22 protein-coding genes and 1 tRNA gene are annotated in these 23,683 nt (G+C 56.1%); 16 read left to right on the top strand and 7 right to left on the bottom strand.

The window, feature by feature from the left end:
• Positions 1–20: 20 nt before the first annotated feature.
• Together ACR3E2_RS05055 and ACR3E2_RS05050 are read left to right on the top strand one after the other, a co-directional pair.
• Entirely contained in the window at positions 21–1,178 is a 1,158-nt protein-coding gene (locus ACR3E2_RS05055; RefSeq protein WP_480480862.1) for an RsmB/NOP family class I SAM-dependent RNA methyltransferase, read from the top strand.
• Between the two features lie 108 nt (positions 1,179–1,286).
• On the top strand, positions 1,287–3,578 hold the full coding sequence (locus ACR3E2_RS05050) for an ATP-binding response regulator (RefSeq protein WP_480480864.1): 2,292 nt from the start codon (positions 1,287–1,289) through the stop codon (positions 3,576–3,578).
• A gap of 4 nt (positions 3,579–3,582) precedes the next feature.
• On the opposite strand, the gene ACR3E2_RS05045 is transcribed toward ACR3E2_RS05050, so the two are convergent.
• On the bottom strand, positions 3,583–4,176 hold the full coding sequence (locus ACR3E2_RS05045) for a sulfotransferase family protein (RefSeq protein ID WP_480480866.1): 594 nt from the start codon (positions 4,174–4,176) through the stop codon (positions 3,583–3,585).
• A 192-nt stretch (positions 4,177–4,368) separates the two neighbouring features.
• Between ACR3E2_RS05045 and recA the strand changes: the two genes are divergently transcribed.
• The 4 genes from recA (at position 4,369) to ACR3E2_RS05025 (ending at position 9,563) form a co-directional block, all read left to right on the top strand.
• Positions 4,369–5,436, top strand: coding sequence for a recombinase RecA (gene recA, locus ACR3E2_RS05040; RefSeq protein WP_267366220.1), 1,068 nt, complete (start codon positions 4,369–4,371; stop codon positions 5,434–5,436).
• A 169-nt stretch (positions 5,437–5,605) separates the two neighbouring features.
• Positions 5,606–8,278, top strand: coding sequence for an alanine--tRNA ligase (alaS, locus tag ACR3E2_RS05035; RefSeq protein WP_480480868.1), 2,673 nt, complete (start codon positions 5,606–5,608; stop codon positions 8,276–8,278).
• 1 nt (position 8,279) lies between these two features.
• Positions 8,280–8,567 carry a DUF1330 domain-containing protein gene (locus ACR3E2_RS05030; RefSeq protein ID WP_480480870.1) on the top strand — a complete coding sequence of 96 codons (288 nt, stop codon included), beginning with the start codon at positions 8,280–8,282 and terminating at the stop codon, positions 8,565–8,567.
• Between the two features lie 372 nt (positions 8,568–8,939).
• Positions 8,940–9,563 (top strand): transglutaminase-like cysteine peptidase, encoded by a 624-nt coding sequence (locus ACR3E2_RS05025; RefSeq protein WP_480480872.1) that lies wholly within the window; start codon positions 8,940–8,942, stop codon positions 9,561–9,563.
• Positions 9,564–9,780: 217 nt separating this feature from the next.
• Here ACR3E2_RS05025 and ACR3E2_RS05020 read toward each other — a convergent pair whose 3' ends face one another.
• From ACR3E2_RS05020 to ACR3E2_RS04995, 6 genes are all read right to left on the bottom strand, one after another.
• On the bottom strand, positions 9,781–10,419 hold the full coding sequence (locus ACR3E2_RS05020; RefSeq protein WP_480492694.1) for a hypothetical protein: 639 nt from the start codon (positions 10,417–10,419) through the stop codon (positions 9,781–9,783).
• A gap of 301 nt (positions 10,420–10,720) precedes the next feature.
• Positions 10,721–12,538, bottom strand: coding sequence for a translational GTPase TypA (typA, locus tag ACR3E2_RS05015; RefSeq protein WP_480480876.1), 1,818 nt, complete (start codon positions 12,536–12,538; stop codon positions 10,721–10,723).
• A gap of 76 nt (positions 12,539–12,614) precedes the next feature.
• Positions 12,615–12,950 (bottom strand): SMR family transporter, encoded by a 336-nt coding sequence (locus ACR3E2_RS05010; RefSeq protein ID WP_209596305.1) that lies wholly within the window; start codon positions 12,948–12,950, stop codon positions 12,615–12,617.
• Positions 12,951–13,313: 363 nt separating this feature from the next.
• The gene (locus ACR3E2_RS05005; RefSeq protein WP_480480879.1) at positions 13,314–14,483 is read right to left on the bottom strand and encodes an HD domain-containing protein; all 1,170 of its coding nucleotides are present in this window, start codon (positions 14,481–14,483) and stop codon (positions 13,314–13,316) included.
• A complete protein-coding gene (locus tag ACR3E2_RS05000) occupies positions 14,480–14,725 on the bottom strand; it encodes a hypothetical protein (protein WP_267366187.1) in 246 nt (81 codons plus the stop codon). Before ACR3E2_RS05000 ends, ACR3E2_RS05005 begins: the two co-directional genes overlap by 4 nt.
• Positions 14,725–15,378: an alpha/beta hydrolase gene (locus tag ACR3E2_RS04995; RefSeq protein WP_170424714.1), complete on the bottom strand. Its 654-nt coding sequence runs from the start codon at positions 15,376–15,378 to the stop codon at positions 14,725–14,727. The genes ACR3E2_RS05000 and ACR3E2_RS04995 overlap by 1 nt, the downstream gene beginning before the upstream one ends.
• A gap of 179 nt (positions 15,379–15,557) precedes the next feature.
• Here ACR3E2_RS04995 and iscR point away from each other — a divergent pair, with 179 nt between their 5' ends.
• From iscR to ACR3E2_RS04945, 10 genes are all read left to right on the top strand, one after another.
• The gene (gene iscR / locus ACR3E2_RS04990; protein WP_209596301.1) at positions 15,558–16,016 is read left to right on the top strand and encodes a Fe-S cluster assembly transcriptional regulator IscR; all 459 of its coding nucleotides are present in this window, start codon (positions 15,558–15,560) and stop codon (positions 16,014–16,016) included.
• 51 nt (positions 16,017–16,067) lie between these two features.
• Complete coding sequence (locus ACR3E2_RS04985; protein WP_480480881.1) at positions 16,068–17,147, top strand: cysteine desulfurase family protein; 1,080 nt, start codon at positions 16,068–16,070, stop codon at positions 17,145–17,147.
• 18 nt (positions 17,148–17,165) lie between these two features.
• A complete protein-coding gene (gene sufB, locus ACR3E2_RS04980) occupies positions 17,166–18,686 on the top strand; it encodes a Fe-S cluster assembly protein SufB (RefSeq protein ID WP_480480883.1) in 1,521 nt (506 codons plus the stop codon).
• Complete coding sequence (locus tag ACR3E2_RS04975; protein ID WP_480480885.1) at positions 18,686–18,889, top strand: hypothetical protein; 204 nt, start codon at positions 18,686–18,688, stop codon at positions 18,887–18,889. The genes sufB and ACR3E2_RS04975 overlap by 1 nt, the downstream gene beginning before the upstream one ends.
• 48 nt (positions 18,890–18,937) lie before the next feature.
• On the top strand, positions 18,938–19,693 hold the full coding sequence (sufC, locus tag ACR3E2_RS04970) for a Fe-S cluster assembly ATPase SufC (protein ID WP_480480887.1): 756 nt from the start codon (positions 18,938–18,940) through the stop codon (positions 19,691–19,693).
• Complete coding sequence (sufD, locus tag ACR3E2_RS04965; RefSeq protein ID WP_209596296.1) at positions 19,693–20,973, top strand: Fe-S cluster assembly protein SufD; 1,281 nt, start codon at positions 19,693–19,695, stop codon at positions 20,971–20,973. The genes sufC and sufD overlap by 1 nt, the downstream gene beginning before the upstream one ends.
• Entirely contained in the window at positions 20,973–21,458 is a 486-nt protein-coding gene (locus ACR3E2_RS04960) for a YIP1 family protein (RefSeq protein WP_267365776.1), read from the top strand. Before sufD ends, ACR3E2_RS04960 begins: the two co-directional genes overlap by 1 nt.
• The gene (locus ACR3E2_RS04955) at positions 21,455–22,021 is read left to right on the top strand and encodes a YIP1 family protein (RefSeq protein WP_480480889.1); all 567 of its coding nucleotides are present in this window, start codon (positions 21,455–21,457) and stop codon (positions 22,019–22,021) included. Before ACR3E2_RS04960 ends, ACR3E2_RS04955 begins: the two co-directional genes overlap by 4 nt.
• Before the next feature lie 13 nt (positions 22,022–22,034).
• Complete coding sequence (locus tag ACR3E2_RS04950) at positions 22,035–23,255, top strand: cysteine desulfurase (protein ID WP_480480891.1); 1,221 nt, start codon at positions 22,035–22,037, stop codon at positions 23,253–23,255.
• A 77-nt stretch (positions 23,256–23,332) separates the two neighbouring features.
• A tRNA-Arg gene (locus ACR3E2_RS04945) sits at positions 23,333–23,409 on the top strand.
• Positions 23,410–23,683: the final 274 nt, after the last annotated feature.

Here is a 23,683-nt window from a genome sequence, read left to right as displayed (position 1 = left end):
TTCAGCAAAGGTAATCCGTGATGACACCTGCTGCCCGCGTTCAGGCCTCGATTGAAATTCTGGATGAAATTCTCGCCGGGGCCCCGGTTGAAAAGGCGCTGACCGGCTGGGCGCGGCGCAGCAGGTTTGCGGGCTCCAAGGATCGGGCAGCTATTCGCGATCATGTGTTTGACGCTTTGCGGTGCAAACGCTCATTTGCTGCGTTGGGTGGTTCCGGAACTGGTCGCGGCCTGATGATCGGCGCCTTTCGCGCATCGGGTGAAGATCCGGTTGAGTTGTTTACCGGCGACCGCCACGCGCCCGAAGCCCTACAAAATGAAGAAGTATCAAGGGATTTTGAATCCGAAGCCGAGAGATATGATTTTCCTGACTGGCTGTGGCCAAAGCTCGTCTCATCCTTGAACGATGCCGCCGTTCCTTGCGCATTGGCATTGCAGGAACGCGCTCCGGTTATTCTGCGGGTCAACTTGTTGAAAACGGATGTAACCCGGGCGATTGATGCTTTGGCGACCGACGGTATTTCAGCCCGTCCAACGCCGATATGTGAAACCGCTCTGGAGGTGACAGAGGGCGCGCGTCGGATCGCGCAAAGCCAGGCATACGCTCAGGGTTTGGTCGAGCTTCAGGATGCGGCAAGTCAGGCGGTTGTTGCTTCCTTGGATCTGCGCCCTGGAATGCGCGTTTTGGACTATTGCGCTGGGGGCGGCGGCAAGTCGCTTGCGATTGCTGCCTACAAGGGTGTCGAGGTTTACGCTCATGATGTGAATGCGCGCCGAATGAAGGATATTCCAGCGCGGGCAGAACGGGCAGGGGCCAGAATAACCATCCTGAACAGCGCGGAACTTGCTGGTCACGGGCCTTTTGACGTCGTTTTGGCCGACGCCCCGTGTTCTGGCAGCGGTTCGTGGCGGCGCGCACCGGCAGGCAAATGGGCGTTGACTGAAGACCGTTTGCAAGAACTCACGGTCATTCAGGCTGACATTCTCGCAGATATCACGCCATTGGTCCAAGCAGGTGGAGTGCTGGCTTATGCAACGTGTTCGGTTCTTGCCGACGAGAACGATGCGGTTGTCGACAGGTTTCTGACAAAACATGCGGGCTGGCGTGAAACCTTCCGGCAGGCATGGCAGGTAACTCGCGGGTCCGACGGGTTCTTTACGTCACACTTGACGCGCTGATCTTTCGGTAAATACAACCTTGGGTAGCTAACTTGTTTTTTAACGCCGTTAGGCGAGTGTTAACCAATTCTACCTGTTATTACCGCAAAACCTGTGCCCGAGCCGTTTATGCCTGACATCACTGAATTTGTTCCAGCCCCTTCAGCCGCCAATACTCCATCGGTGTTTCGGATCGGGTCGTTAGTGTTTGTGGCGCTGTTGATCAGCCTGGCACCTGCGGTTGGGTTTCTGCCGTCGGATTGGACAAAAGGTTTGCTGGCAACAGGCATTTCCCTTTTGGTTGTGGCGCTCTTGTTTGGGATCAAGGGGGCGATTACGAACAGGCATTTGCAACAGATATCAGCCCTTTTGGCCGCTTTCGCAGAGCGCGAGGATGCTCCGGTCGTGATCTCAAACGGGTATGGTGACATATTGGCCGCGAACGTCCTGGCGGACAAAAAGCTGGGGGCCATACGAGGCGAAAACCTAGCCCGCTGTTTGCGCTCCAGGTTTGCTAACCCTTCGGCGATCTTGTTGAGCCTACAATCGCGGGCGCAATCCACAGGAAGCGCCCAGAGCGAGTTTCCCGGTGGCGATCGGACTATTTCGGTTTCCGTGCACCGATTGCGGCCGGGACTGTTCTACTGGAACTTTAGCTGTGTTCAACAGGATAGCTGGCAAACCCTTGGCTTGCCGGTCGTAACCCTTGGACGCGCAGGTGACGTATTGCGCGTCAATGCCACGGCCGAGCGTTTGTTTGGTGCGCACCCTGCCAGGGCGCAGGATATTTTCAGCGAAGCCGAACCGCGGACCGGGGCTGTCAACGCAGTCAGGACCCGCGATGGTCATATTCTGGCAGCCGTGTCCGAATTTTCTCAATCCGGGTCGGAACGAAGCCTTTGTTTGTTACCGATTACGCAGATGCCCGCACAGGATGCGGTCATGTCCTTCTCTGACCTCCCGGTTCCAATCCTCAGACTTTCCGAGGACGGCATCATTCTGGACAGTAATCGGCTGGCGGCGAAACTGTTGGGAAAGAAGCAGCTTGAAGGCAGTAACATCAGCGACATCATGCGGGGCGTAGGGGGCCCTGTGCTGGATTGGTTGAAACGAACCGAGGCGCATGAAGAAACGCAGCGATCAGAGTTTTTGCAGTTCATTAGGGACGACAAGGAAATCTTTGTTCAAGTCACCCTGAGCCGTGTGTTTGTCGATGGAAAGATATGCCTGATCGCGGTTCTGAACGATGCGACTGAACTGAAGACTCTGGAAGCTCAATTCGTTCAGGGCCAGAAGATGCAGGCCGTAGGGCAATTGGCCGGAGGTGTTGCACATGATTTCAACAACCTGCTGACGGCCATTTCCGGTCACTGCGATCTGCTGCTGTTGCGCCATGACCAGAATGACCCGGACTACGGGGATTTGGTGCAGATCAATCAGAATGCCAACCGGGCCGCCGCGCTGGTCAGTCAGCTTTTGGCGTTTTCGCGAAAACAGACCCTCAGGCCGGAAGTGTTGGATCTGCGTGACACGATCTCGGACCTTATTCACCTGCTGAACCGTTTGGTTGGCGAGAAGGTGCAATTGACGCTGAGCCACGATCCGGTGCTCAAACCCGTGCGGGCGGACAAGCGTCAACTTGAGCAGGTGCTGATGAACCTTGTCGTTAACGCACGAGATGCCATGCCGGACGGTGGTGAAATTCGCATTGAAACCAGTGTGTTGACCCTTTTGCAGCCTCTCATGCGGGACAGGGCAACCGTACAACCGGGCGACTATGTGACAGTCAAGGTTGTGGATGGCGGTGTTGGTATCCCAGCAGATAAGCTGCAGAAGATTTTCGAACCCTTCTACACCACGAAACGAACTGGTGAGGGCACCGGGTTGGGGTTGTCAACGGCCTACGGGATCGTAAAGCAAACCGGTGGGTTTATCTTTGTCGACAGCGCAATTGGACGGGGCACCGAGTTCACTGTCTTTCTTCCGGTTTGCGCGACGACGTCCGAGGTCGAAACTGAATCGCCAGTCCAGCCCGAAGCCCAGAGCGCCAGGCAGGGCGAAGGCGTGGTGCTGCTGGTCGAGGATGAGGCGCCTGTTCGCGCCTTTGCGACCCGCGCCCTGCGGCTGAAAGGTTACACCGTGCTCGAGGCGGACTCGGCGGAAGAGGCGCTTCGACTGCTTGAAGATTCCGCGTTAAGTGTTGATGTATTCGTCACAGATGTTGTCATGCCAAGAATGGACGGGCCCACTTGGGTGCGCAAGGCCATGGAGACGCGCCCGGATGCGCGTGTGATTTTCGTGTCCGGGTATACCGAAGGCGTTTTCGGCGATACCGGTCCGGATATTGCCAACTCAACCTTTCTGCCCAAACCGTTTTCCCTCACCCAACTGACAGAGGCCGTGTTTCAACAACTCAACTGATGGATCACAATGCGGCTTTGTGCAGCGCAAATTCTTCCGGGCAGGCATTTCGAAACTTCTGTTCGGTAGCAGGTGACAGATGCAAATCTCCCGGAGGCGATACGTTTTCGCGCTTCAGGTCGATCTGCATGTCCAGACGTGTTTGCAGAAAGTCCAACACCTTGTCCTGATGTTCGTATTTGAAGATATGACGAGCGCCAGCACTGTCGTTGCGGGTACGGAAGAATTGCGCCTGGCTGCCGACATTTGCGAACTCGGGACGTGTGTCCAGCAAATAGGCTTGAACGAATGCGTCAAAACTCATGTCACGTGTCGAGCGCGGTTGACCTATCAAGTCTTCACGACTGCGAAACCGGTACCAGCTGCCCAGCCAATCCAACGGCTCGCGCACAACGGCCATAATTTCCATCTCGGTATCAAACAGTTTTCGAAACATGGTCTGGAAAAACCGGTCATACCGACGCACCGGGGCGTGTTTCAGCTCAGGTGGATGTGTCACGATGAGATCGGCCCGGTCACGCAACGCCGTGTGATAAGCCGTGCTTCCGGTCTTGGGGACTGAAAGAAAAGCAAGTCGTTCTTTATAAAAAACAAGCATTTATCGGTTCCCAAGGTTGCCATGCTTCTTATGCAGATTGTCGTAAACGACTCTTTAACACAATTGCAGAAGACTGATTTCTGTAAGTTTTAGTTGAAATGTTCTCTTTTTGATCTCATAAGGAACAAGAGGCGAACAAAGCAGCGATTGCCGCCCGATTAAGGGTGTGACAAAAGGGAAGGCGACAGGACAATGGCGGATCTTCTGACAATGAGCGACAAGAAAAACGCAGACAAGCAAAAGGCGCTCGACAGTGCGCTGGCCCAGATCGAACGGCAGTTCGGCAAGGGGTCGATCATGAAGCTGGGAGAAGATGCCCGGCAGGATATCGAGGCGAGCTCGACCGGGTCGCTGGGTCTGGATATCGCGCTGGGTATCGGCGGGCTGCCGATGGGGCGTATCGTTGAGATTTACGGGCCTGAGAGCTCGGGTAAAACCACTTTGACCCTTCATTGCATTGCTGAGCAGCAAAAGCGCGGCGGAGTTTGCGCGTTCGTAGATGCGGAACACGCTCTGGACCCGCAATATGCCCGCAAGCTGGGCGTTGATCTGGATGAGCTTTTGATCTCCCAGCCTGACACCGGTGAGCAGGCGCTTGAAATCACAGATACTCTGGTACGCTCGGGCGCAGTCAATATGGTTGTTGTCGACTCGGTCGCTGCCCTGACGCCGAAATCGGAACTCGAAGGGGACATGGGAGACAGCAGCGTGGGTGTTCAGGCCCGGCTGATGAGCCAGGCAATGCGCAAACTGACAGGCTCGATCAGCCGTTCGAACTGCATGGTCATCTTCATCAACCAGATCCGGATGAAGATCGGCGTGATGTTCGGCAGCCCGGAAACCACAACCGGTGGCAATGCGCTGAAATTCTACAGCTCGGTTCGGCTGGATATCCGCCGGATTGGCGCGATCAAGGACCGGGATGAAGTGGTCGGGAACCAGACCCGCGTCAAAGTTGTGAAGAACAAGGTCGCACCGCCGTTCAAGCAGGTCGAGTTCGATATCATGTATGGCGAAGGCATCTCGAAGATGGGCGAATTGCTGGATTTGGGTGTTAAAGCTGGTGTTGTCGAAAAGTCCGGGTCCTGGTTCAGCTATGGTGATGAGCGGATCGGGCAGGGGCGTGAGAACGCCAAACAATACCTGCGGGAAAACAGCCGGGTGGCGCTGGACATCGAAGACAAGATCCGCGCGGCGCATGGGCTGGAATTCGATATGTCGCCAGGCGTTGCCGAGGATGACGATATTCTGGAGGCCTGATGTCCTGAGGTGGGTAACCCCTGACATCTGCGCAAAGACTGTAACACTTGAAACAAGGCGGCTTGATCGGGTCGCCTTGTTTCGTTCCTGTGTGCCTCTGCTGTGGACACTCACCTGACACGGGGCTAAACCAACGGAGACCAAGATATATGTGCGCCGAGAGAGCCCTATGCCAACCCTGAACGACATCCGATCGACTTTTCTGAACTACTTTGAAAAACAAGGGCATGAGATCGTCGCGTCCAGCCCGCTGGTGCCGCGCAATGACCCGACACTGATGTTCGTGAACTCAGGCATGGTGCAGTTCAAGAACCTGTTTACCGGTCTGGAAACCCGCGATTACAAACGCGCCACCACGGCCCAGAAATGTGTGCGTGCGGGCGGCAAGCACAACGATCTTGACAATGTTGGCTATACGGCGCGTCACCACACGTTTTTTGAGATGCTGGGAAACTTTTCATTCGGGGATTACTTCAAACATGAAGCGATCCCTTTTGCCTGGGAACTGATCACCAGGGAATTCGGTATCGACAAGACCCGCCTGTTGACCACCGTCTATCATACCGATGATGAAGCCTTTGAAATCTGGAAAAAGGTCGGTGTGCCCGAGGACAGGATCATTCGCATCGCCACCAATGACAATTTCTGGCAGATGGGTCCGACCGGACCTTGCGGCCCGTGCACCGAGATCTTCTATGATCACGGCGATCACATCTGGGGCGGCCCTCCGGGATCACCCGAGGAGGATGGCGACCGATTCATCGAAATCTGGAACGTCGTTTTCATGCAAAACGAGCAGTTCGAAGATGGCTCGATGGTCGAACTTGACATGCAGTCGATCGACACAGGTATGGGGCTCGAACGGATTGGGGCGCTGTTGCAGGGCAGCCATGATAATTACGACACCGACCTGTTCAAAACCCTGATCGAGGCTTCGGCGGATGCGACCGGTGTCGACCCCTATGGCGACCAGAACGTGCATCACAGGGTGATCGCGGATCACTTGCGGTCGACCTCGTTCCTGATTGCAGACGGTGTGATGCCCAGCAATGACGGCCGGGGATATGTTCTGCGCCGGATCATGCGCCGCGCCATGCGCCATGCGCACCTGCTGGGCGCCAAGGATCCTGTCATGCATCGCCTGGTGCCTACGCTGGTGCAGCAGATGGGCGGGCATTATTCTGAACTGAAACAGGCGCAACCGCTTATCGAAGAGACGCTGCTGCTGGAAGAAACCCGGTTCAAGCAGACGCTGGACCGTGGTCTGAAGTTGCTGGATGATGAGGTTTCAGGGCTTTCCGAGGGGGCACCCCTGTCAGGTGAAGCGGCCTTTAAGCTTTACGACACGTATGGCTTCCCACTGGATCTTACGCAGGATGCGCTGCGTGAAAAGGGCCTGAGCGTCGACACGGACGGTTTTGACACCGCGATGGCTGAACAGAAGGCCAAGGCACGTGCTGCATGGGCCGGGTCAGGTGAAGCAGCGGATCAGGTTGTATGGTTTGATGTGCTGGATACCGCCGGTGCGACGGATTTTCTGGGCTACGATACCGAGAAAGCCGAAGCGCAGGTTGTCGCCCTGGTTGTTGATGGCGCACTGGTTGACAAGATCGACGCGGGCAGCAGCGGTTGGGTCGTCGTGAACCAGACCCCGTTCTACGGGGAGGCCGGCGGTCAGGTCGGCGATACTGGCGCGTTGCGTAGGCTGGAGGATCGCGATCACCTGAGCCGCGTGGAGGACACGAGGAAGTTTGCCGACGGCAAGGTCTATGCTCATAAGGTAGCAGTTCAAAGCGGCGTTGTTTGCAAGGGCGACGCGGTAGAGTTTGAGGTTGATCACGCCCGCCGTTCCGCCATTCGCGCCAATCACTCGGCCACGCACCTGCTGCATGAAGCCCTGCGCGAAACGCTGGGTGACCACGTGGCGCAGCGCGGCTCGCTGAACGCGGCGGATCGTCTGCGGTTCGACTTCAGTCATTCCAAAGCGCTGAGCCTGGAGGAAATCCAGAAAGTCGAACGTGAGGTGAACGATTTCATCCGCCAGAATTCGACTGTTGAAACCCGGGTCATGACACCCGACGACGCGCGCGCATTGGGCGCGCAGGCCCTGTTCGGCGAGAAATATGGTGACGAGGTTCGTGTCGTCTCCATGGGCAAGGCACCAACAGGCAAAGGCCATGACGGCGATACGTGGTCGATAGAACTCTGTGGCGGCACACATGTGCGCCAGACAGGTGATATCGGCACCTTTGTTGTGTTGGGTGACAGCGCCAGCAGTGCAGGTGTGCGCCGGATCGAAGCGCTGACCGGGGATGAGGCCTTCCGCTATCTTTCGGCACAGGATCAACGTCTGGCTCAGGTGGCATCGGAACTGAAGGCGCAACCGGACGACGTGGTGGCGCGCGTGAAAAGCCTTCTGGACGAACGCAAGGCCTTGCAGAACGAAGTGGCTCAGTTGCGCCGGGATCTGGCTATGGCTGGCGGGGCCGGTCAGGGCGGTGATGCCGAGGCGCGGGATGTAAACGGTGTGAAATTCCTGGCACAAGCGCTCAGCGGTGTTTCAGGCAAGGACCTTCCCGCGTTGATCGACGAACACAAAAGCCGCCTTGGATCGGGTGCGGTGTTGCTGATTGCGGATACGGGCGGCAAGGCGGCCGTTGCGGCTGGTGTGACAGAAGACCTGATCGGACGGATTTCGGCGGTGGATCTTGTCAAAGCTGCGGTAATCGAGTTGGGCGGAAAAGGCGGCGGCGGTCGTCCTGATATGGCCCAGGGCGGCGGCAAGGATGCATCAAATGCAGATGCGGCAATCAAGGCCGCACAACAGGTTTTGGGAGGTTAATATGGCTGCTCTTTGGATTGCGCATGTCACGGTGACGAACACTGAGGCTTACGGCAAATACGCGGAACTGGCCGGACCGGCCATCGCCAAGCACGGGGGCGAGTTTATCGCCCGTGCTGCACGGTACGTTCAGCTGGAAGGTAAGGAACGTCCACGAAACGTAGTGGCGCGCTTCCCAACGCTGGAGGCTGCGGTTGAATGCTATAACTCGGATGAGTACCAGCAGGCCCTGAATCACGCGCGCGGCGCAAGTGAGCGTGAACTGGTTGTGGTGGAAATCACCGAGTGACATATGGGCCTTGCGTCCAAGGCGCTGATATTTCCAAGAAAACCGGCAGTGAATAAGCAAGATTCGGCTTATGTCATGTTTGGTTGATACTGATTAGCACGCGACAGCGGGCTGTTTTTTGTTTAATTGATTTAATTCAATCACTTACCCTTTGATGCTCCTGTTCTGTCGAATGGGTCCTGGCAGAATTGTGGCCGCGCCAACAAAATTCTTACGTGAAATTGTCAGATTCTCGGACGAATTTTCGCCCCGTTTCCTTTGCAGGTTCTCAAGAGATTGCGCGAAACGCCTGATCACAGATAGTTTCAAGAAACAGAATGTGGTGCAGTTGGACATGCAATCGTTCGAAGAACATCGGATCGGGGAACTCGCATGATTTCATTCGCGAATTTAGCCAAGAGGTGTGTTGCCGCTCTTGCATCGGCTGCGGCGCGCGCATTGGGTATCTGCACCGTGTGTATCGGCGTAATCGCCTCCGCACCTGTCGCGCAGGCATCCGACGGCGTCTTTATCCCAATCGTTGCGTCTTCACCTCCGCCCTCAGGCGCAATCAACCTATGCAACCAATATAACTGGGCTTGCACTGCAAAACGCTCGGTCACGTTGTCCAGCCACCAAGAGCTGACGGTGGTAAATCAAGTGAATCGCCGCGTAAACGCGTCGACCCGGGAAGTTACGGATCAGTCCCAGTACAAAACGCGCGAGCGATGGGCCTTGCCAACACCCAGAGGCGGTGATTGTGAAGACTTTGCATTGTTGAAGAAGAGGGATCTGATCCATGCCGGGGTTGATCCAAGTAAGCTTTTGATTGCGACCGTTCTGGACACACGCCGGACGCCTCATGCGGTTCTGGTCTACCGCTCGGCGCAGGGCGACCTGATCTTGGACAATCTCACAAACCGGATCAAACCCTGGACAGCTACGCGCTATTTGTTCCTGCGCATGCAAGATCCGAAGCGGCCCAGTCAATGGGTCGGCGTTTACGGGCGCAGCTGACCTCAGCGGTATATTTACCTACCCAAAATCTTACCCTTGGACGCAGATTTGGTCTGCGCCCAAGAGTGTAGTCTTTGACCTTACGCTTGGACGGATTAATCCGAACGTTTTGCGTATCGACGTATTCCAGCCCCGAAGCCTCGACCAGCAGAGTTTTTTCTATCGAATATGCTCCGCGTTCCTAGGGCCGGTTCGCTGGTATTCGGTTTCGTCTTTATCAGTCTTCTTCGTGCTCTTCACCACCGGGCTCTTCACCACCGGGCTCTTCACCACCGGGTTCTTCCCCACCGGGTTCTTCTCCACCGGGTTCTTCGCCACCGGGTTCTTCGCCACCGGGTTCTTCGCCACCGGGTTCTTCACCACCGGGTTCTTCACCACCGGGCTCTTCACCACCGGGTTCTTCACCACCGGGCTCTTCGCCACCGGGTTCTTCACCACCGGGCTCTTCGCCACCGGGTTCTTCACCACCGGGTTCTTCACCACCAGGCTCTTCGCCACCGGTTGGGTTACCGCCGCCACCATTGGGGGGCGTGCCATTTTCCTGGGAAGGTCCGTCGCCGGATCTCTGGTCTGAGACACCGATCGATGCGGTCGGGAAGTCACTTAGCAGACCTGCCAGCGGGGCGCATTCTGCACCGACGCGCGCCAGAATCTGATCGAAGTCATGACGGCGTTGAATGTAGCGGATCATGCCGGATGTCACAGCATCGCATTCGCACAAAACCTGCGCGGACGCAGCGGATTGCCGTGCTGTTGCAACCGTACATGTCCCAGCGGCAAAGGTTTCACCGGCAGGTGAAAGCAGAAAAGTTGTCGCAATAAAAAACAGTGGAAACTTGCGAGCTCTATTACCCATTTTGAACTCCTTGGAACTCGATAACTAAACTACGTCCTTCTATGCACCATTCCCATATCGGTGTTTGTGAAGGACGTCACACTTCTGACGTGTTTTGACCATAATTCGAGGGCGCCTACAATATCTTGTTGGTGAGGCCCGGGGCGGAAATTTTCAACCATGCGGAGAAAGGTGTTAGTTTTCAAATAAAAACCGGGCAGTGAGCCCGGTTTTTCTGATTTCGTCTTTTGTCGTATTGGAAGCAAATATGCCACACTATTGCCATTGTTTCCGTTTGGTCAGTTTGCAACCTGAGGGTGTTCTAGGCAGATTTGGCCATCCGCTTACGCTCGTGCGGGTCAAGAAAACGCTTCCGCAGGCGCACCGCGTTTGGTGTAACTTCCACCAGTTCATCATCGTCGATATAGGCAATTGCCTCTTCCAGTGAGAACTGAATATGCGGCGTCAGGCGGACCGCGTCGTCGGATCCACTGGCGCGCACGTTTGTCAACTTCTTGCCTTTGAGCGGGTTCACTTCCAGATCGTTGTCTCGCGAGTGTTCGCCGATCACCATACCCTGATATACGTCTGTTTGCGGACCAACAAACATACGGCCACGTTCTTCCAGGTTCCACAGCGCATAAGCCACAGCCTGACCTTTCTCCATCGAGATCAGAACGCCTGCGCGACGGCCCGGAATTTGCCCCTTATGTGGCGCCCAATCGTGGAACACACGGTTCAGTACACCGGTACCGCGCGTGTCGGTCAGAAATTCGCCGTGGTAACCAATCAGACCACGGGACGGGACATGGGCGATGATCCGCGTCTTGCCGGTACCAGCCGGGCGCATCTCGACCAGTTCACCTTTGCGGGCGCCGGTGATCTTTTCGATAACGGAACCAGAATATTCGTCATCCACGTCGATGGTGACTTCTTCGATGGGCTCAAGCCGCTGCCCGTCTTCCTGACGGAACAGAACCTGAGGGCGCGAGATGCTAAGCTCAAAGCCTTCTCGGCGCATGTTCTCGATCAGAACGCCCATTTGCAGCTCTCCGCGGCCCGCAACTTCGAACGCCTCGCCGCCGGGGGTGTCGGTGACACGGATGGCGACGTTCGACTCGGCTTCTTTCATCAGGCGGTCACGTATGACGCGAGATTGAACTTTTTTGCCGTCACGGCCTGCTAGTGGAGAATCATTGATACCGAAGGTCACGGTAATGGTCGGCGGATCGATGGGCTGCGCGGGCAGGGCCTCAGTGACCTGAGGGGCAACCAGCGAATCCGCTACGGTGGCTTTGCTCATGCCAGCGATGGTCACGATGTCGCCTGCTTCGGCCACATCGATGGGCTGCTGGGCCAGTCCCCGGAACGCCAGGATTTTCGTGGCGCGGAAGTTTTCGATGACCGAACCATCGCGGCTGAGCGCCTTGAGGCTGTCGCCAGCCTTCAGCGTACCGCTTTCCACACGGCCGGTCAGGATACGGCCGATGAAGGGATCGCTGCCCAGTGTCGTGGCCAGCATCCGGAAGGGTTCATTTTTGTGATCGACCTGCTTCGGAGCAGGAACATGATCGACGATCAGGTCGAAAAGCGCGCTCAAGTCCTTGCGGGGGCCGTCCAGCTCCATATCCGCCCAGCCCGAACGGCCCGAGGCGTACATTGAAGGGAAATCCAACTGGTCGTCATCCGCGCCGAGGTTGGCGAACAGGTCAAAGCATTCGTCCAGCGCGCGATCCGGTTCGGCATCCGGCTTGTCGACCTTGTTCAGAACCACGATCGGGCGTAGGCCCAGCGCCAGTGCCTTGGACGTTACAAACTTGGTCTGGGGCATCGGGCCTTCTGCGGCGTCCACCAACAGAACAACACCGTCGACCATGCTGAGAATGCGCTCGACCTCGCCGCCGAAATCGGCGTGGCCAGGGGTGTCGACAATATTGATGCGCGTGTCTTTCCACTCAACCGAGGTGGCCTTGGCCAGGATGGTGATGCCGCGTTCACGCTCCAGGTCGTTACTGTCCATGGCGCGTTCCGCGACGGCCTGATTTTCCCGGAATGCACCGGATTGTTTGAGCAGCTCGTCCACCAGGGTCGTTTTGCCGTGGTCCACGTGAGCGATGATTGCGATGTTGCGCAGGTCCATGAGAGGTCAGCCTTTGAACGGGAAGTTGCCGCGCGCATAACGCGGCGCGGCAAAATATACCAGCCCTAACCGGCCTTCAGTGCCCGGCAGTCTTTGAAAAGAGGTGAATGATCAGGATTCCCGCCAGAATCATCGCCAATCCGAGTATTGCCGGCCAATCCAAACGCTGACCGAAAACGATAAAACCGATGAGCGCGATCAGAAAGATGCCTAGTCCGGACCAGATAGCATAAACAATGCCGACAGGCATGACCTTCAACGTCATCGCCAAAAGGTAGAATGCAAACGCGTACCCAACGATAACGATCACGGATGGCCAGAACCGCGTAAACTGCTGGCTGGCTTGCAGGGCCGTTGTGCCAATGGTTTCAGCCAGCACAGCCAGCAACAGATACAGATAGGCTTGGGGCATTTGAATACCTCGGAAAAGGGTGCGTCGGGTGGCCTGAGGGTGATTTGTGTGAGTGAAATACGCGGGCCGTCATGTTGTCTACAAGATTACCTTGGGTCAGGTATACCTGACTGTTTTTTCAGTCGAATGAATGTAATATTCGCTGCATATTTTTTCATTTTGTTAACGAGTTTTGAGCGATGACGTTATTTGCGAAATCAATCATATTTGCTTCGGGTCTGATAGTGGCGATTGGGTGGCTTGCTGACGGGGGGTCCGTCGAAGTGAATGCAGCCAACTTGGTTCAACAGTTTGATGGTAGTAGTGTTTTTTGAACGCCGCTAGAAACCAAGCAAGAAAGAAGGAGCCTTCAGGCTCCTTTTTTTATGCTTGAGGATCGGCTGTTTTACCATTTTCGAAATGCGCAACCAGTTGCGGTTGCAGCCAGTCCCATAGCTGAGGCGCTCCCGCTGCAATAGCTGGTCGGACACGCGTTACAATCTGGTCGAATTTCACTTTGTATTCGACCCATGACCCGCCACCTGTTTCCAGATTTGCTATGGGTGTCTGAAAGCGGTCAACAGCCTTTGCAAACCTGGCTTCTGCGGTCTCAGCCGCCTCAAACTCGTGCCAAAGTTCAGTAAATGGCCTGTGTTGACAGTCAGGCAAAAGGCCAAACAATCGCTTGGCGGCGGCCTGTTCCTTGGCTTCCTGTTCCGCGTGGTCGACATGTCCGTGGATCGGGTGGTCGCCCGCGTCGATTTCGACAACATCGTGCAAAAGCAACATCTGGAGGGTTCGGTCCACTTGAACGTCCGAATGCGCGTATTCTGACAATACCCATGCGTAGAGCATGACATGCCACGAATGTTCCGCCGAATTCTCGAACCTGTCACTGGCCATCAGGCGTGACGCGCGCAGAACGGATTTCAACTGGTCCGCTTCTGTAAGAAACGCCAATCTTTTCGTGAAGGCGTCATCCTGAGGGTCCGAGTTGGTCAAGAGGTTTGTGGCATGCTGGTGGGCCAATGGAAACGCATGGGCCAGATACGCTGCGCGACCGTCTGCCAGATTCGACCGCGCAATCTCCACATGATCCTCTCGTGGGTCGGCGGCGCACAGAACCTGAAACAGCGGCTGGCAGCGATCCAGAATCTTGGCAAACCGGGCATCCGGGGTTTGGTCCGCCTCGAATTCGTGCCAGAGCGAAAGAAATTCCTGCGCCTGTTCGTCGGGCAACAGGCCAAACAATTCTTGTGCTGCGGCCTGTTCAGCCTCGGCCACGGTGTCCCAATCCGTGTTGAGGTGAATCGGGTGATCACCTGTCACGATCTCAACCAGATCATGCAGCAGCAACATGCGGATGACCCGGTCGACCGAGATGTCCGGCCCGGCCAGCGGTGCCATGACCATTGCCCACAAAGCCAAGTGCCAGCTGTGTTCAGCAGAGTTTTCCGGCCTTGATTGGTCAAGCAGGACATTTGCCCGCTCGACCAGTTTCAGATTGTCGGCCCGTTTCAGAAATGCGACCTGCGCAACCAGGCGATCGGTCATTGCTTTTCAATCGCCTTGAGTTTCGCGCGATGCGAAGCGAGGCGCTTGATCACGAATTGTCTGGCCTTGCGTTCAGCCAGACGCACGCGGATTTCTGTCAGGAAAGCCTCTTCCAGAGATTGAGACGCCGCACCAAGAACTTCACCCACTTCCACAAAGAACCGGTCTTCGCCGGTTTCGTCCATGACCTTCATCGTATCTTCGGCCAGTTTGGCCGCGAGCGATGTGATGGTGTCGGACATTAGCGGGTGTTCTCAGTCAGCCGACGTTTCACATAGTCGCTGACATCTGTGATCAGCGTGTCCATGTGGCGATCCTGGAAGAAATGATCCGCGCCCTCAACCTCGTTATGGGTGATCGTGATCCCTTTTTGCTCGTGCAACTTGTTGACCAGCGCGGTGGTATCCGCTGGTGGTGCCACACGGTCAGCCGATCCGTTGATGATCAAGCCCGAAGACGGGCAGGGCGCAAGGAAGGAAAAGTCATACATGTTGGCAGGCGGCGACACGCTGATGAAACCCGTGATTTCGGGGCGGCGCATCAGCAACTGCATTCCAATCCACGCCCCAAACGAAAAGCCCGCAACCCAACAGTGTTTCGAGTTGTTGTTCATGGATTGCAGGTAATCCAGGGCAGATGCTGCATCGCTCAGCTCGCCTACGCCCTGATCATATTCGCCCTGGCTGCGACCGACTCCGCGGAAGTTAAAGCGCAGCACGGTGAAGCCCATGTTGTAAAAGGCATAGTGCAGGTTATAGACCACCTTGTTGTTCATGGTCCCGCCGAACTGAGGATGCGGGTGAAGCACGATAGCGATCGGTGCGTCTTTTTCCTTTTGCGGGTGGTAGCGGCCTTCCAGGCGGCCTTCGGGTCCGGGAAAAATCACCTCGGGCATGTGTGCTTTGGTCCTGTCATTTTCGTGCGGGTATCCGGATATACTTGACTATAATCGTCGGACACCTTAGAACGGTTCTAATTACATTGCTTGGCGCAATCGCGCTGTCAGTCGGAGATACGCACTGGCAGCGTCGGCGTCAATGATTTCGCGCAGATCCGGCTAAAAGGGGGCAGGGCATGAAGCTTTCGACCAAAGGGCGTTACGCGATGGTCGCTTTGGCGGATATTGCGCTTCAGCCAACAGACCGGCTGGTAACCCTGGGCGAAATCTCGGAACGGCAGGACATTTCTCTGCCGTATCTTGAGCAGCTTTTCGTCAAGCTGCGTCGCGCGGAACTGGTTGCTTCTGTCCGTGGGCCCGGAGGGGGGTATCGTCTTGCACGCCCCGCGTCCGAGATTCGCGTGGTCGAGGTTCTGGCCGCTGTGGATGAGACAGTTGATGCGCTGCAAAAAGGGGCCGGAGCATCCGGTGCGTCATCGGGTAGCAGGGCGCAATCCCTGACGAACCGCTTGTGGGAAAGCCTGAGCGCGCATGTTTATGTCTTCCTGCACCAGACGCGCCTGTCGGATGTGATCAGAAACGACCTTGCGCCTTGCCCGGCAGTTCCAAGCCTGTTTTCCGTCGTCGATGAATGAGCTGGGTAAGTCGAACATGCATATGACTTCTGTGCAGGAAAAGATGTATCCATGAAACGTGTTTATCTGGATCATAACGCGACTACGCCGCTGCGACGCGAAGCGCGCGAGGCAATGATCGCGGCGATGGATGTGGTCGGGAACCCGTCATCTGTTCATGCGGAAGGACGTGCCGCAAAAGCGCTGGTCGAACGCGCGCGGGCGCAGGTCGCCGAGGCCGTCGGTTGCCGTCCGCAAGAGGTCATATTTACCTCTGGCGCGACTGAAGCGGCGCGGGTTCTGCAAAATCGCCCCGAAGGCTGCGACGTCTTTGTCGACAGCACTGCCCACGATGCGCTGTGGTCGCATTTCGATCTGACCCATTGTAGCGAGCATCCCTTTGGCCCTGGGCACATATTGGCGATGGGGCTTGCGAACTCCGAAACCGGAGTCATCACGCAGCCGCCACAGAAAGTTGAGAACCAGTGGCCCTATGGCGCGCGGCGCGCGGACTGGCTGTTGCTGGATATTACGCAGGTTGTCGGACGTATTCCATTTTCCTTCGCCTGGAGCGGCGCTGATATGGCGATCCTGTCGGCGCATAAGATTGGCGGGCCAAAAGGTGTTGGCGCTTTGATCCTGCGGCAAGGTATCGATATCGAACCTTTGGCCAGCGGTGGCGGACAGGAAATGGGCCGAAGATCTGGTACTGAAAATGTGGTGGGCATTGCCGGATTTGGCGCGGCTGCCGAGGCTGCTCAGCGCGATCTGGCGGATGGAGTATGGGAAAAAGTCAGAGAACTTAGAAATATTCTAGAAAACGCCCTTGAGGCTGGTGCAATATCTACTATTTTTGTCGGGAAAGATCAGGAGCGACTCCCGAATACCCTCTGTTTCGCGACGCCCGGCTGGAAAGGCGAAACGCAGGTGATGCAGATGGATTTGTCTGGCTTTGCCATCAGTGCGGGATCCGCCTGTTCCAGCGGCAAGGTCAAAACCAGTCGGGTTCTGACGGCAATGGGATTTGATGAGACGGTGGCGTCATGCGCAATCCGCGTATCGCTGGGGCCAGAGACGACTGAAGAAGATGTGCTGCGTTTCGCCGAAACGTGGCTTGAAAAAGAGAAAAAGCATCGCGCGCGGGCTGCGTGATCTGACGGAGGGTAAGTCATGGCCGCTTTGGACCAGACCCAGGTAAAAGAAGGTGTCGATCAGGAAACCGTGGACGCGGTTCGCGAGGTCGGCACATACAAATATGGCTGGGATACCGATATCGAGATGGAATACGCGCCCAAAGGCGTGAACCCGGATATCGTCCGTCTGATCTCGGGGAAAAACGATGAGCCCGAGTGGATGACCGAATGGCGTCTGGCCGCGTTCGAGCGTTGGACCAAAATGGAAGAACCCAAATGGGCGATGGTTCACTATCCGCCAATCGATTTTCAAAACCAGTATTACTATGCCCGCCCCAAATCGATGGAAGAGAAACCCAAATCTTTGGATGAGGTTGATCCAAAGCTGCTCGCCACTTACGAGAAGCTTGGTATCCCTCTGAAAGAACAGATGATTCTGGCTGGTGTTGAAGGGGCTGAGGATGCACCTGCCGAAGGCCGCAAGGTAGCGGTCGATGCAGTGTTTGACTCGGTTTCCGTGGGCACGACCTTTCAGGCCGAACTGAAAAAGGCAGGCGTGATCTTCTGCTCGATCTCTGAGGCGATCAAAGAGCATCCCGAATTGGTCAAGAAGTACCTGGGAACCGTGGTTCCGGTTTCAGACAACTTCTATGCGACACTGAACTCGGCTGTGTTCTCGGATGGTTCGTTCGTCTACATCCCGCCGGGGGTTCGCTGCCCGATGGAACTAAGCACCTACTTCCGGATCAACGCCGAAAATACCGGTCAGTTCGAACGCACTTTGATCATTGCTGATAAGGGCTCGTACGTCTCATATCTGGAAGGCTGTACCGCACCCCAGCGCGACACGGCGCAACTGCATGCCGCTGTGGTCGAGATCATCGTCGAAGAAGATGCCGAGGTGAAATACTCGACCGTTCAGAACTGGTTTCCGGGGGATGAAAACGGCAAGGGTGGTATCTATAACTTCGTGACCAAACGCGCCGACTGCCGGGGTGACCGGTCCAAGGTGATGTGGACACAGGTGGAAACCGGATCGGCCGTGACATGGAAATACCCGTCCTGCATCCTGCGCGGCAATGAAAGCCAGGGTGAGTTCTATTCGATCGCGATAGCCAACAATTATCAGCAGGCCGACACCGGCACCAAGATGATTCATCTGGGCAGGAACACCAAGTCGCGCATCGTGTCCAAGGGCATCAGCGCGGGCAAGGCCCAGAACACCTATCGTGGGCTAGTGTCGATGCACCCGAAAGCCAGGGACAGCCGGAACTACACGCAGTGTGACAGTCTGCTGATCGGCGACAAATGCGGCGCACATACGGTTCCCTATATCGAGGTCAAGAACAACTCGAGCCGCGTTGAGCACGAGGCGACGACGTCAAAAGTGGATGACGATCAGCTGTTCTACTGCCGTCAGCGCGGCATGGACGAGGAAGAAGCCGTGGCTCTGGTGGTCAACGGGTTCTGCAAAGACGTGCTTCAGGCGCTTCCGATGGAGTTTGCGATGGAAGCACAGCAGTTGGTGGCCATCTCACTTGAAGGTTCGGTTGGGTGATGACGCGGTCACCCGGAACCCGCATCCGTAAGGATAATGTGCTGACCTGGCTTGGGTACGCATTGCCGGTTCTGGGCGGTCTGCTTGGCGTGGCCTACGTCAACACCCATTACATGGAATTCATCAACCCGGTTTGGGCGGTAGGTGGCGGGGCAATCCTGGGTTGGATTCTCGCCAGACTGATCCGCAGATTGCTGGGCTAGAACAATGCGGGGTCACAGTGCCCCTTGCGATACGCAAAAGGACAAAAAATGCTGGAAATCAAGAATCTGCACGTGAAACTTGAAGAAGAAGACAAGCAGATCCTAAAGGGTGTGGACCTGACGGTTGAAGCCGGCAAGGTACACGCGATCATGGGGCCGAACGGGTCAGGCAAGTCAACACTCAGCTACGTGCTGTCGGGCCGCGACGGGTACGAAGTAACCGAAGGTTCGGCCACTCTGGACGGTCAGGACCTGCTGGAGATGGAACCGGAGGAACGCGCAGCAGCAGGTGTTTTCCTTGCCTTCCAATACCCGGTTGAAATCCCCGGAGTTGGCAACATGATCTTCCTGCGCACCGCAGTAAACGCGCAGCGCAAGGCCCGTGGAGAAGAGGAACTGTCTGCCGCAGACTTCCTGAAAGAAGTGCGTGCCAAGGCCAAGACGCTAAAGATCGACGCGGATATGCTTAAGCGCCCGGTCAATGTTGGTTTTTCGGGCGGTGAGAAAAAGCGTAACGAAATCCTGCAGATGGCTATGCTTGAACCGAAGATGTGCATCATGGACGAAACCGACTCGGGCCTTGATGTGGATGCGATGAAGCTGGTCGCCGAAGGTGTGAATGCCCTGCGGGACGAAGGCCGTGGGTTCCTGGTCATCACCCATTACCAGCGCCTGCTGGATCACATCAAACCTGACGTCGTGCACATCATGGCCGATGGCCGCATTGTCAAAACCGGAGGCCCGGATCTGGCGCTTGAGGTTGAAAACAACGGTTATGCCGACATTCTGGCCGAGGTGAACTGATGGCTTTGCCGCAAGCGAAACAAACCGCAACCGAGGCGCGTCTGGCTGCGCTGACCATGCCTGACGCGGGCTGCACCCGCGGTGCACGCGAAGACGCTCTGGCGCGTGTTCTGGAATCCGGGCTGCCGGGGCGCCGGGATGAGTATTGGAAATACACCCAGCCCGACAGTCTGATTTCTGCCGAGGCTTTGCCTGCGGCGGTGTTTGTCAATGATGAACCGGTACTTTTCAACGACCTCGACCGTTTGAAAATAGTCTTTGTCGACGGGGTGTTCAGCGCCGAGGAATCCGATGAGCTGTCGCTGGACGGTGTCAAGATCGACCGGATTGAAGACATCTGCTGCAAAGACATTCATTGGGCAAAAGACCTGTATGGCGTTCTGGAAGCGCGTGGCCAGTCCCCGGTTCAACGTCCGTTGGCTGCATTGAACACGGCCTTTGCGTCGGACGGTGTCGCCATTCACGTTACGGGCAAACCCTCTAAACCGATCAACCTGATCTATCGTCATGCCTCACCGACATCCGACGCGATCCTGCATCACGTTATTCGTGTGGAAAGCGGGGCCGAGGTGACAATTCTTGAATCCGGTCCGGCGGCGTCGCGTTTCAACAAATGCATGGAGATTGAAATCGCCGACAAGGGGACGCTGCATCATGTGCGGGCACAAGGCAGGGACCATGAACGTCGCGCCGCGACCCATATGTTCACGCGTTTGGGGGCAGAGTCGGTCTACAAGTCCTTCACCTTGACAGCGAATGGGGTGCTGACCCGTAACGAACAGGTTGTTGAACTGACCGGCGACAATGCTGTGGCGCATGTGGCCGGGGCCTGTGTTGGGGATGGTGATTTCCACCATGATGACACGGTGTTCATCACCCATGACGCGGTGAATTGCGAAAGCCGTCAGGTCTTTAAGAAAGTGCTGCGCAACGGTGCGACCGGAGTGTTTCAGGGCAAGATCCTTGTAAAGGAAGGGGCCCAGAAAACCGATGGGTACCAGATCAGCCAATCGCTGCTTTTGGATGATGACAGCCAGTTCCTCGCCAAGCCGGAGCTAGAGATCTACGCCGATGACGTGGCGTGTTCCCACGGCTCAACCTCGGGGGCGATTGACGAAACAGCGCTGTTCTATCTTCGGTCTCGGGGTGTACCGGTCAAGGACGCGACCAACATGTTGACGCTGGCATTCCTGGCCGAAGCGGTGGACGAAATCGAAGACAGTGCTTTGGCAGATGAAATCGTAAGCCGTCTGGAAGGGTGGCTGGCGCGCCGAAGCTGATGGCCCTGTCGTCGGATATCCTGGCAACGTACCGGGGGCCGGGGCGCGTGGTGCGCAGGCTTCTGGATATGGGTCAACGAGAAGACCGGGCGCTGATCTTTGTCATGGCGTTTTGTGTGGTGGCATTCATCGCCCAGATGCCTGGCCTTGCCCGTAAAGCGCATCTGGAAGGCGTTGAGCTGAATATGCTATTGGGTGGTGCTCTGCTTGGATCAGTGTTCATTCTGCCCTTGGTTTTTTACACGCTGGCACTGGTATCTCATTGGGCGGCACGCCTGTTTGGCGGGCAGGGAAGCGCTTATGGTGCGCGCCTGGCACTGTTTTGGGCGCTGTTGTCCTCTGCGCCGCTGGTTCTGCTGAACGGCCTTGTCGCCGGATTCATCGGGCCAGGGCCTACCTTGACGTTTGTAGGTCTCGCCTGGGTTGCTGTTTTTGTCTGGTTCTGGGTATCCGGTCTCAGACAAGTGCAAAGGTCCGTCGCATGAATTCGAGTTTTCTGGGAAATCTGGCGGTCTTGACGATCAAGAACCCGGCCGAAGCGGCGCGACGGCTGATGGCGCTCAAGCTGGGGCGAGAAGTGCTTTGGTTGGCATTTGCGCTGGCGGTCGTTTTGAACTGCGTTGTCCAATTGGGAATTGATCTGTCGATAACAATGGCGGCGGGTCAACCCTCTCCTGCGCTCGAAAGCATTCCCATGGTTTTGGTGCGCTCGGCCGGGGCCATGATGCTGAGCATTGTCGCGTTCCTGCTGGTCGGGCGAATGCTTGGAGGTCTGGCGAGGTTCGATGATCTGATGGTTCTGACGATCTGGCTGCAATTCCTGCAAATAGCCGCCTTGGTCGTGACGCTGATCTTGAGCCTGACCCTACCGTTCCTGATGATGATGACATTGTTGGCGACAGCAATCCTGAGCCTTTACGTCACGCTTCATTTTCTGAACGAAGCGCATCAGCTCGGGTCGCTCTGGAAATCCTTTGCGGTAATTGTGTTGTCAGCCCTTGTCGCCATCCCTTTTGTTCTGTTTCTAAGCCCAACCGGGCCCGTCTAGGAATACCACTCTTATGTATGATGTGCAGAAAATCCGCTCTGACTTTCCGATCCTGTCGCGTCAGGTGAATGGCAAGCCTTTGACGTATCTCGACAATGGTGCTTCGGCTCAGAAACCTCAGGTGGTCATTGACGCGGTGACGCGGGCCTATGCCGAGGAGTATTCGAATGTCCATCGTGGCCTGCATTTTCTGTCCAATCTTGCGACAGAGAAATACGAGGCCGTTCGTGGCACGATCGCGCGGTTTCTGGGGGCATCGAACGAGAATGAGATCGTCCTGAACTCTGGTACCACCGAAGGGATAAACCTGATCGCCTATGGCTGGGCTATGCCGCGACTAGAAGCGGGGGATGAGATCGTTCTGAGTGTGATGGAGCACCATGCAAACATCGTACCCTGGCATTTCCTACGCGAACGACAGGGTGTCGTGTTGAAATGGGTCGATGTCGACGCAGAGGGCGGGCTTGACCCTCAGGCGGTAATCGATGCAATCGGGCCGAAAACCAAGCTGGTTGCTGTGACACACTGCTCGAACGTGCTGGGTACGGTCGTGGATGTGAAAGCCATAACTAACGGCGCACATGCCAAGGGCGTTCCGGTTCTGGTTGATGGCAGTCAGGGTGCCGTTCACATGCCAGTAAATGTTGAAGAGATTGGGTGCGATTTCTACGCAATCACAGGCCACAAGCTTTATGGTCCGTCAGGGTCGGGTGCGATTTTCATCAAATCCGAACGCATGGCCGAGATGCGCCCCTTCATCGGTGGCGGCGACATGATCAAAGAGGTCAGCAAGGATCAGGTCATCTATAATGACCCGCCAATGAAGTTCGAGGCCGGCACGCCGGGGATCGTACAGACCATCGGTCTTGGCGTGGCGCTGGAGTATATGATGGACCTGGGGATGGAAAACATCGCTGCCCATGAATCCAGCTTGCGCGATTACGCGATACAACGTCTGACCGGACTGAACTGGTTGCAGGTTCAGGGCACTCGCCCGGACAAGGCAGCGATTTTCAGCTTTACGCTGGACGGTGCTGGCCATGCACACGACGTTTCTACCATTCTCGACAAGAAAGGTGTTGCGGTTCGTGCCGGTCACCACTGTGCAGGGCCGCTGATGGACCACCTGGGGGTGACGGCAACATGCCGCGCCAGTTTTGGTCTCTATAACACTACCGATGAAGTAGATACGCTGATCGAAGCGCTTGAATTGGCGCATGATCTGTTTGCCTGATTTTGGTCTTGATAAGGGTGCGGCAATCGCGATTTGCAGTTGCACCCGGATTGGAACAAGGTTAGCTAACGGCCAAGGCACCTGTAGCTCAGCTGGATAGAGCGCTGCCCTCCGAAGGCAGAGGCCAGAGGTTCGAATCCTCTCAGGTGCGCCACCCAATATTCAACGTCGGATTGAAATCGGAAGCCCTGAGCAGCGGACTTGTCGATTGGATTGCTTAATGCGTTGATCGTGCAGTCATCACAACGGCCCATGAGTGCAAAAATACTGCTGAGTTGCAGTATTTGAGGGAGGGATTCGCTGTCGGGTATCGGGAGTTATTGTAGTAGTTGATTTGGCGGCTCTGCCGCCAATCGCCACAAATGTTAGAAAACCGAGTGGGAAACTCAGTCAGTCAAAAATTCCAAACAGAACCGATGTGTTCAGGT

Source organism: Ruegeria sp. AL7 (assembly GCF_056536105.1).
The sequence above is the reverse complement of the archived record's forward strand: the minus strand, read 5'-3'. Positions and strand labels throughout refer to the sequence as shown.

Excerpts from the sequence above, each read along its gene's own strand:
- ACR3E2_RS05030 (WP_480480870.1), top strand. The coding sequence starts at position 8,280 with ATGGCTGCTCTTTGGATTGCGCATGTCACGGTGACGAACACTGAGGCT.
- ACR3E2_RS05020 (WP_480492694.1), bottom strand. The coding sequence starts at position 10,419 with ATGGGTAATAGAGCTCGCAAGTTTCCACTGTTTTTTATTGCGACAACT.
- ACR3E2_RS04995 (WP_170424714.1), bottom strand. The coding sequence starts at position 15,378 with ATGCCCGAGGTGATTTTTCCCGGACCCGAAGGCCGCCTGGAAGGCCGC.
- ACR3E2_RS05055 (WP_480480862.1), top strand. The coding sequence starts at position 21 with ATGACACCTGCTGCCCGCGTTCAGGCCTCGATTGAAATTCTGGATGAA.
- ACR3E2_RS05050 (WP_480480864.1), top strand. The coding sequence starts at position 1,287 with ATGCCTGACATCACTGAATTTGTTCCAGCCCCTTCAGCCGCCAATACT.
- ACR3E2_RS05045 (WP_480480866.1), bottom strand. The coding sequence starts at position 4,176 with ATGCTTGTTTTTTATAAAGAACGACTTGCTTTTCTTTCAGTCCCCAAG.
- ACR3E2_RS04985 (WP_480480881.1), top strand. The coding sequence starts at position 16,068 with ATGAAACGTGTTTATCTGGATCATAACGCGACTACGCCGCTGCGACGC.
- iscR (WP_209596301.1), top strand. The coding sequence starts at position 15,558 with ATGAAGCTTTCGACCAAAGGGCGTTACGCGATGGTCGCTTTGGCGGAT.
- ACR3E2_RS05025 (WP_480480872.1), top strand. The coding sequence starts at position 8,940 with ATGATTTCATTCGCGAATTTAGCCAAGAGGTGTGTTGCCGCTCTTGCA.
- sufB (WP_480480883.1), top strand. The coding sequence starts at position 17,166 with ATGGCCGCTTTGGACCAGACCCAGGTAAAAGAAGGTGTCGATCAGGAA.
- typA (WP_480480876.1), bottom strand. The coding sequence starts at position 12,538 with ATGGACCTGCGCAACATCGCAATCATCGCTCACGTGGACCACGGCAAA.
- ACR3E2_RS04950 (WP_480480891.1), top strand. The coding sequence starts at position 22,035 with ATGTATGATGTGCAGAAAATCCGCTCTGACTTTCCGATCCTGTCGCGT.
- sufD (WP_209596296.1), top strand. The coding sequence starts at position 19,693 with ATGGCTTTGCCGCAAGCGAAACAAACCGCAACCGAGGCGCGTCTGGCT.
- ACR3E2_RS04955 (WP_480480889.1), top strand. The coding sequence starts at position 21,455 with ATGAATTCGAGTTTTCTGGGAAATCTGGCGGTCTTGACGATCAAGAAC.
- sufC (WP_480480887.1), top strand. The coding sequence starts at position 18,938 with ATGCTGGAAATCAAGAATCTGCACGTGAAACTTGAAGAAGAAGACAAG.
- ACR3E2_RS05005 (WP_480480879.1), bottom strand. The coding sequence starts at position 14,483 with ATGACCGATCGCCTGGTTGCGCAGGTCGCATTTCTGAAACGGGCCGAC.
- ACR3E2_RS04960 (WP_267365776.1), top strand. The coding sequence starts at position 20,973 with ATGGCCCTGTCGTCGGATATCCTGGCAACGTACCGGGGGCCGGGGCGC.
- alaS (WP_480480868.1), top strand. The coding sequence starts at position 5,606 with ATGCCAACCCTGAACGACATCCGATCGACTTTTCTGAACTACTTTGAA.
- ACR3E2_RS05000 (WP_267366187.1), bottom strand. The coding sequence starts at position 14,725 with ATGTCCGACACCATCACATCGCTCGCGGCCAAACTGGCCGAAGATACG.
- recA (WP_267366220.1), top strand. The coding sequence starts at position 4,369 with ATGGCGGATCTTCTGACAATGAGCGACAAGAAAAACGCAGACAAGCAA.
- ACR3E2_RS04975 (WP_480480885.1), top strand. The coding sequence starts at position 18,686 with ATGACGCGGTCACCCGGAACCCGCATCCGTAAGGATAATGTGCTGACC.
- ACR3E2_RS05010 (WP_209596305.1), bottom strand. The coding sequence starts at position 12,950 with ATGCCCCAAGCCTATCTGTATCTGTTGCTGGCTGTGCTGGCTGAAACC.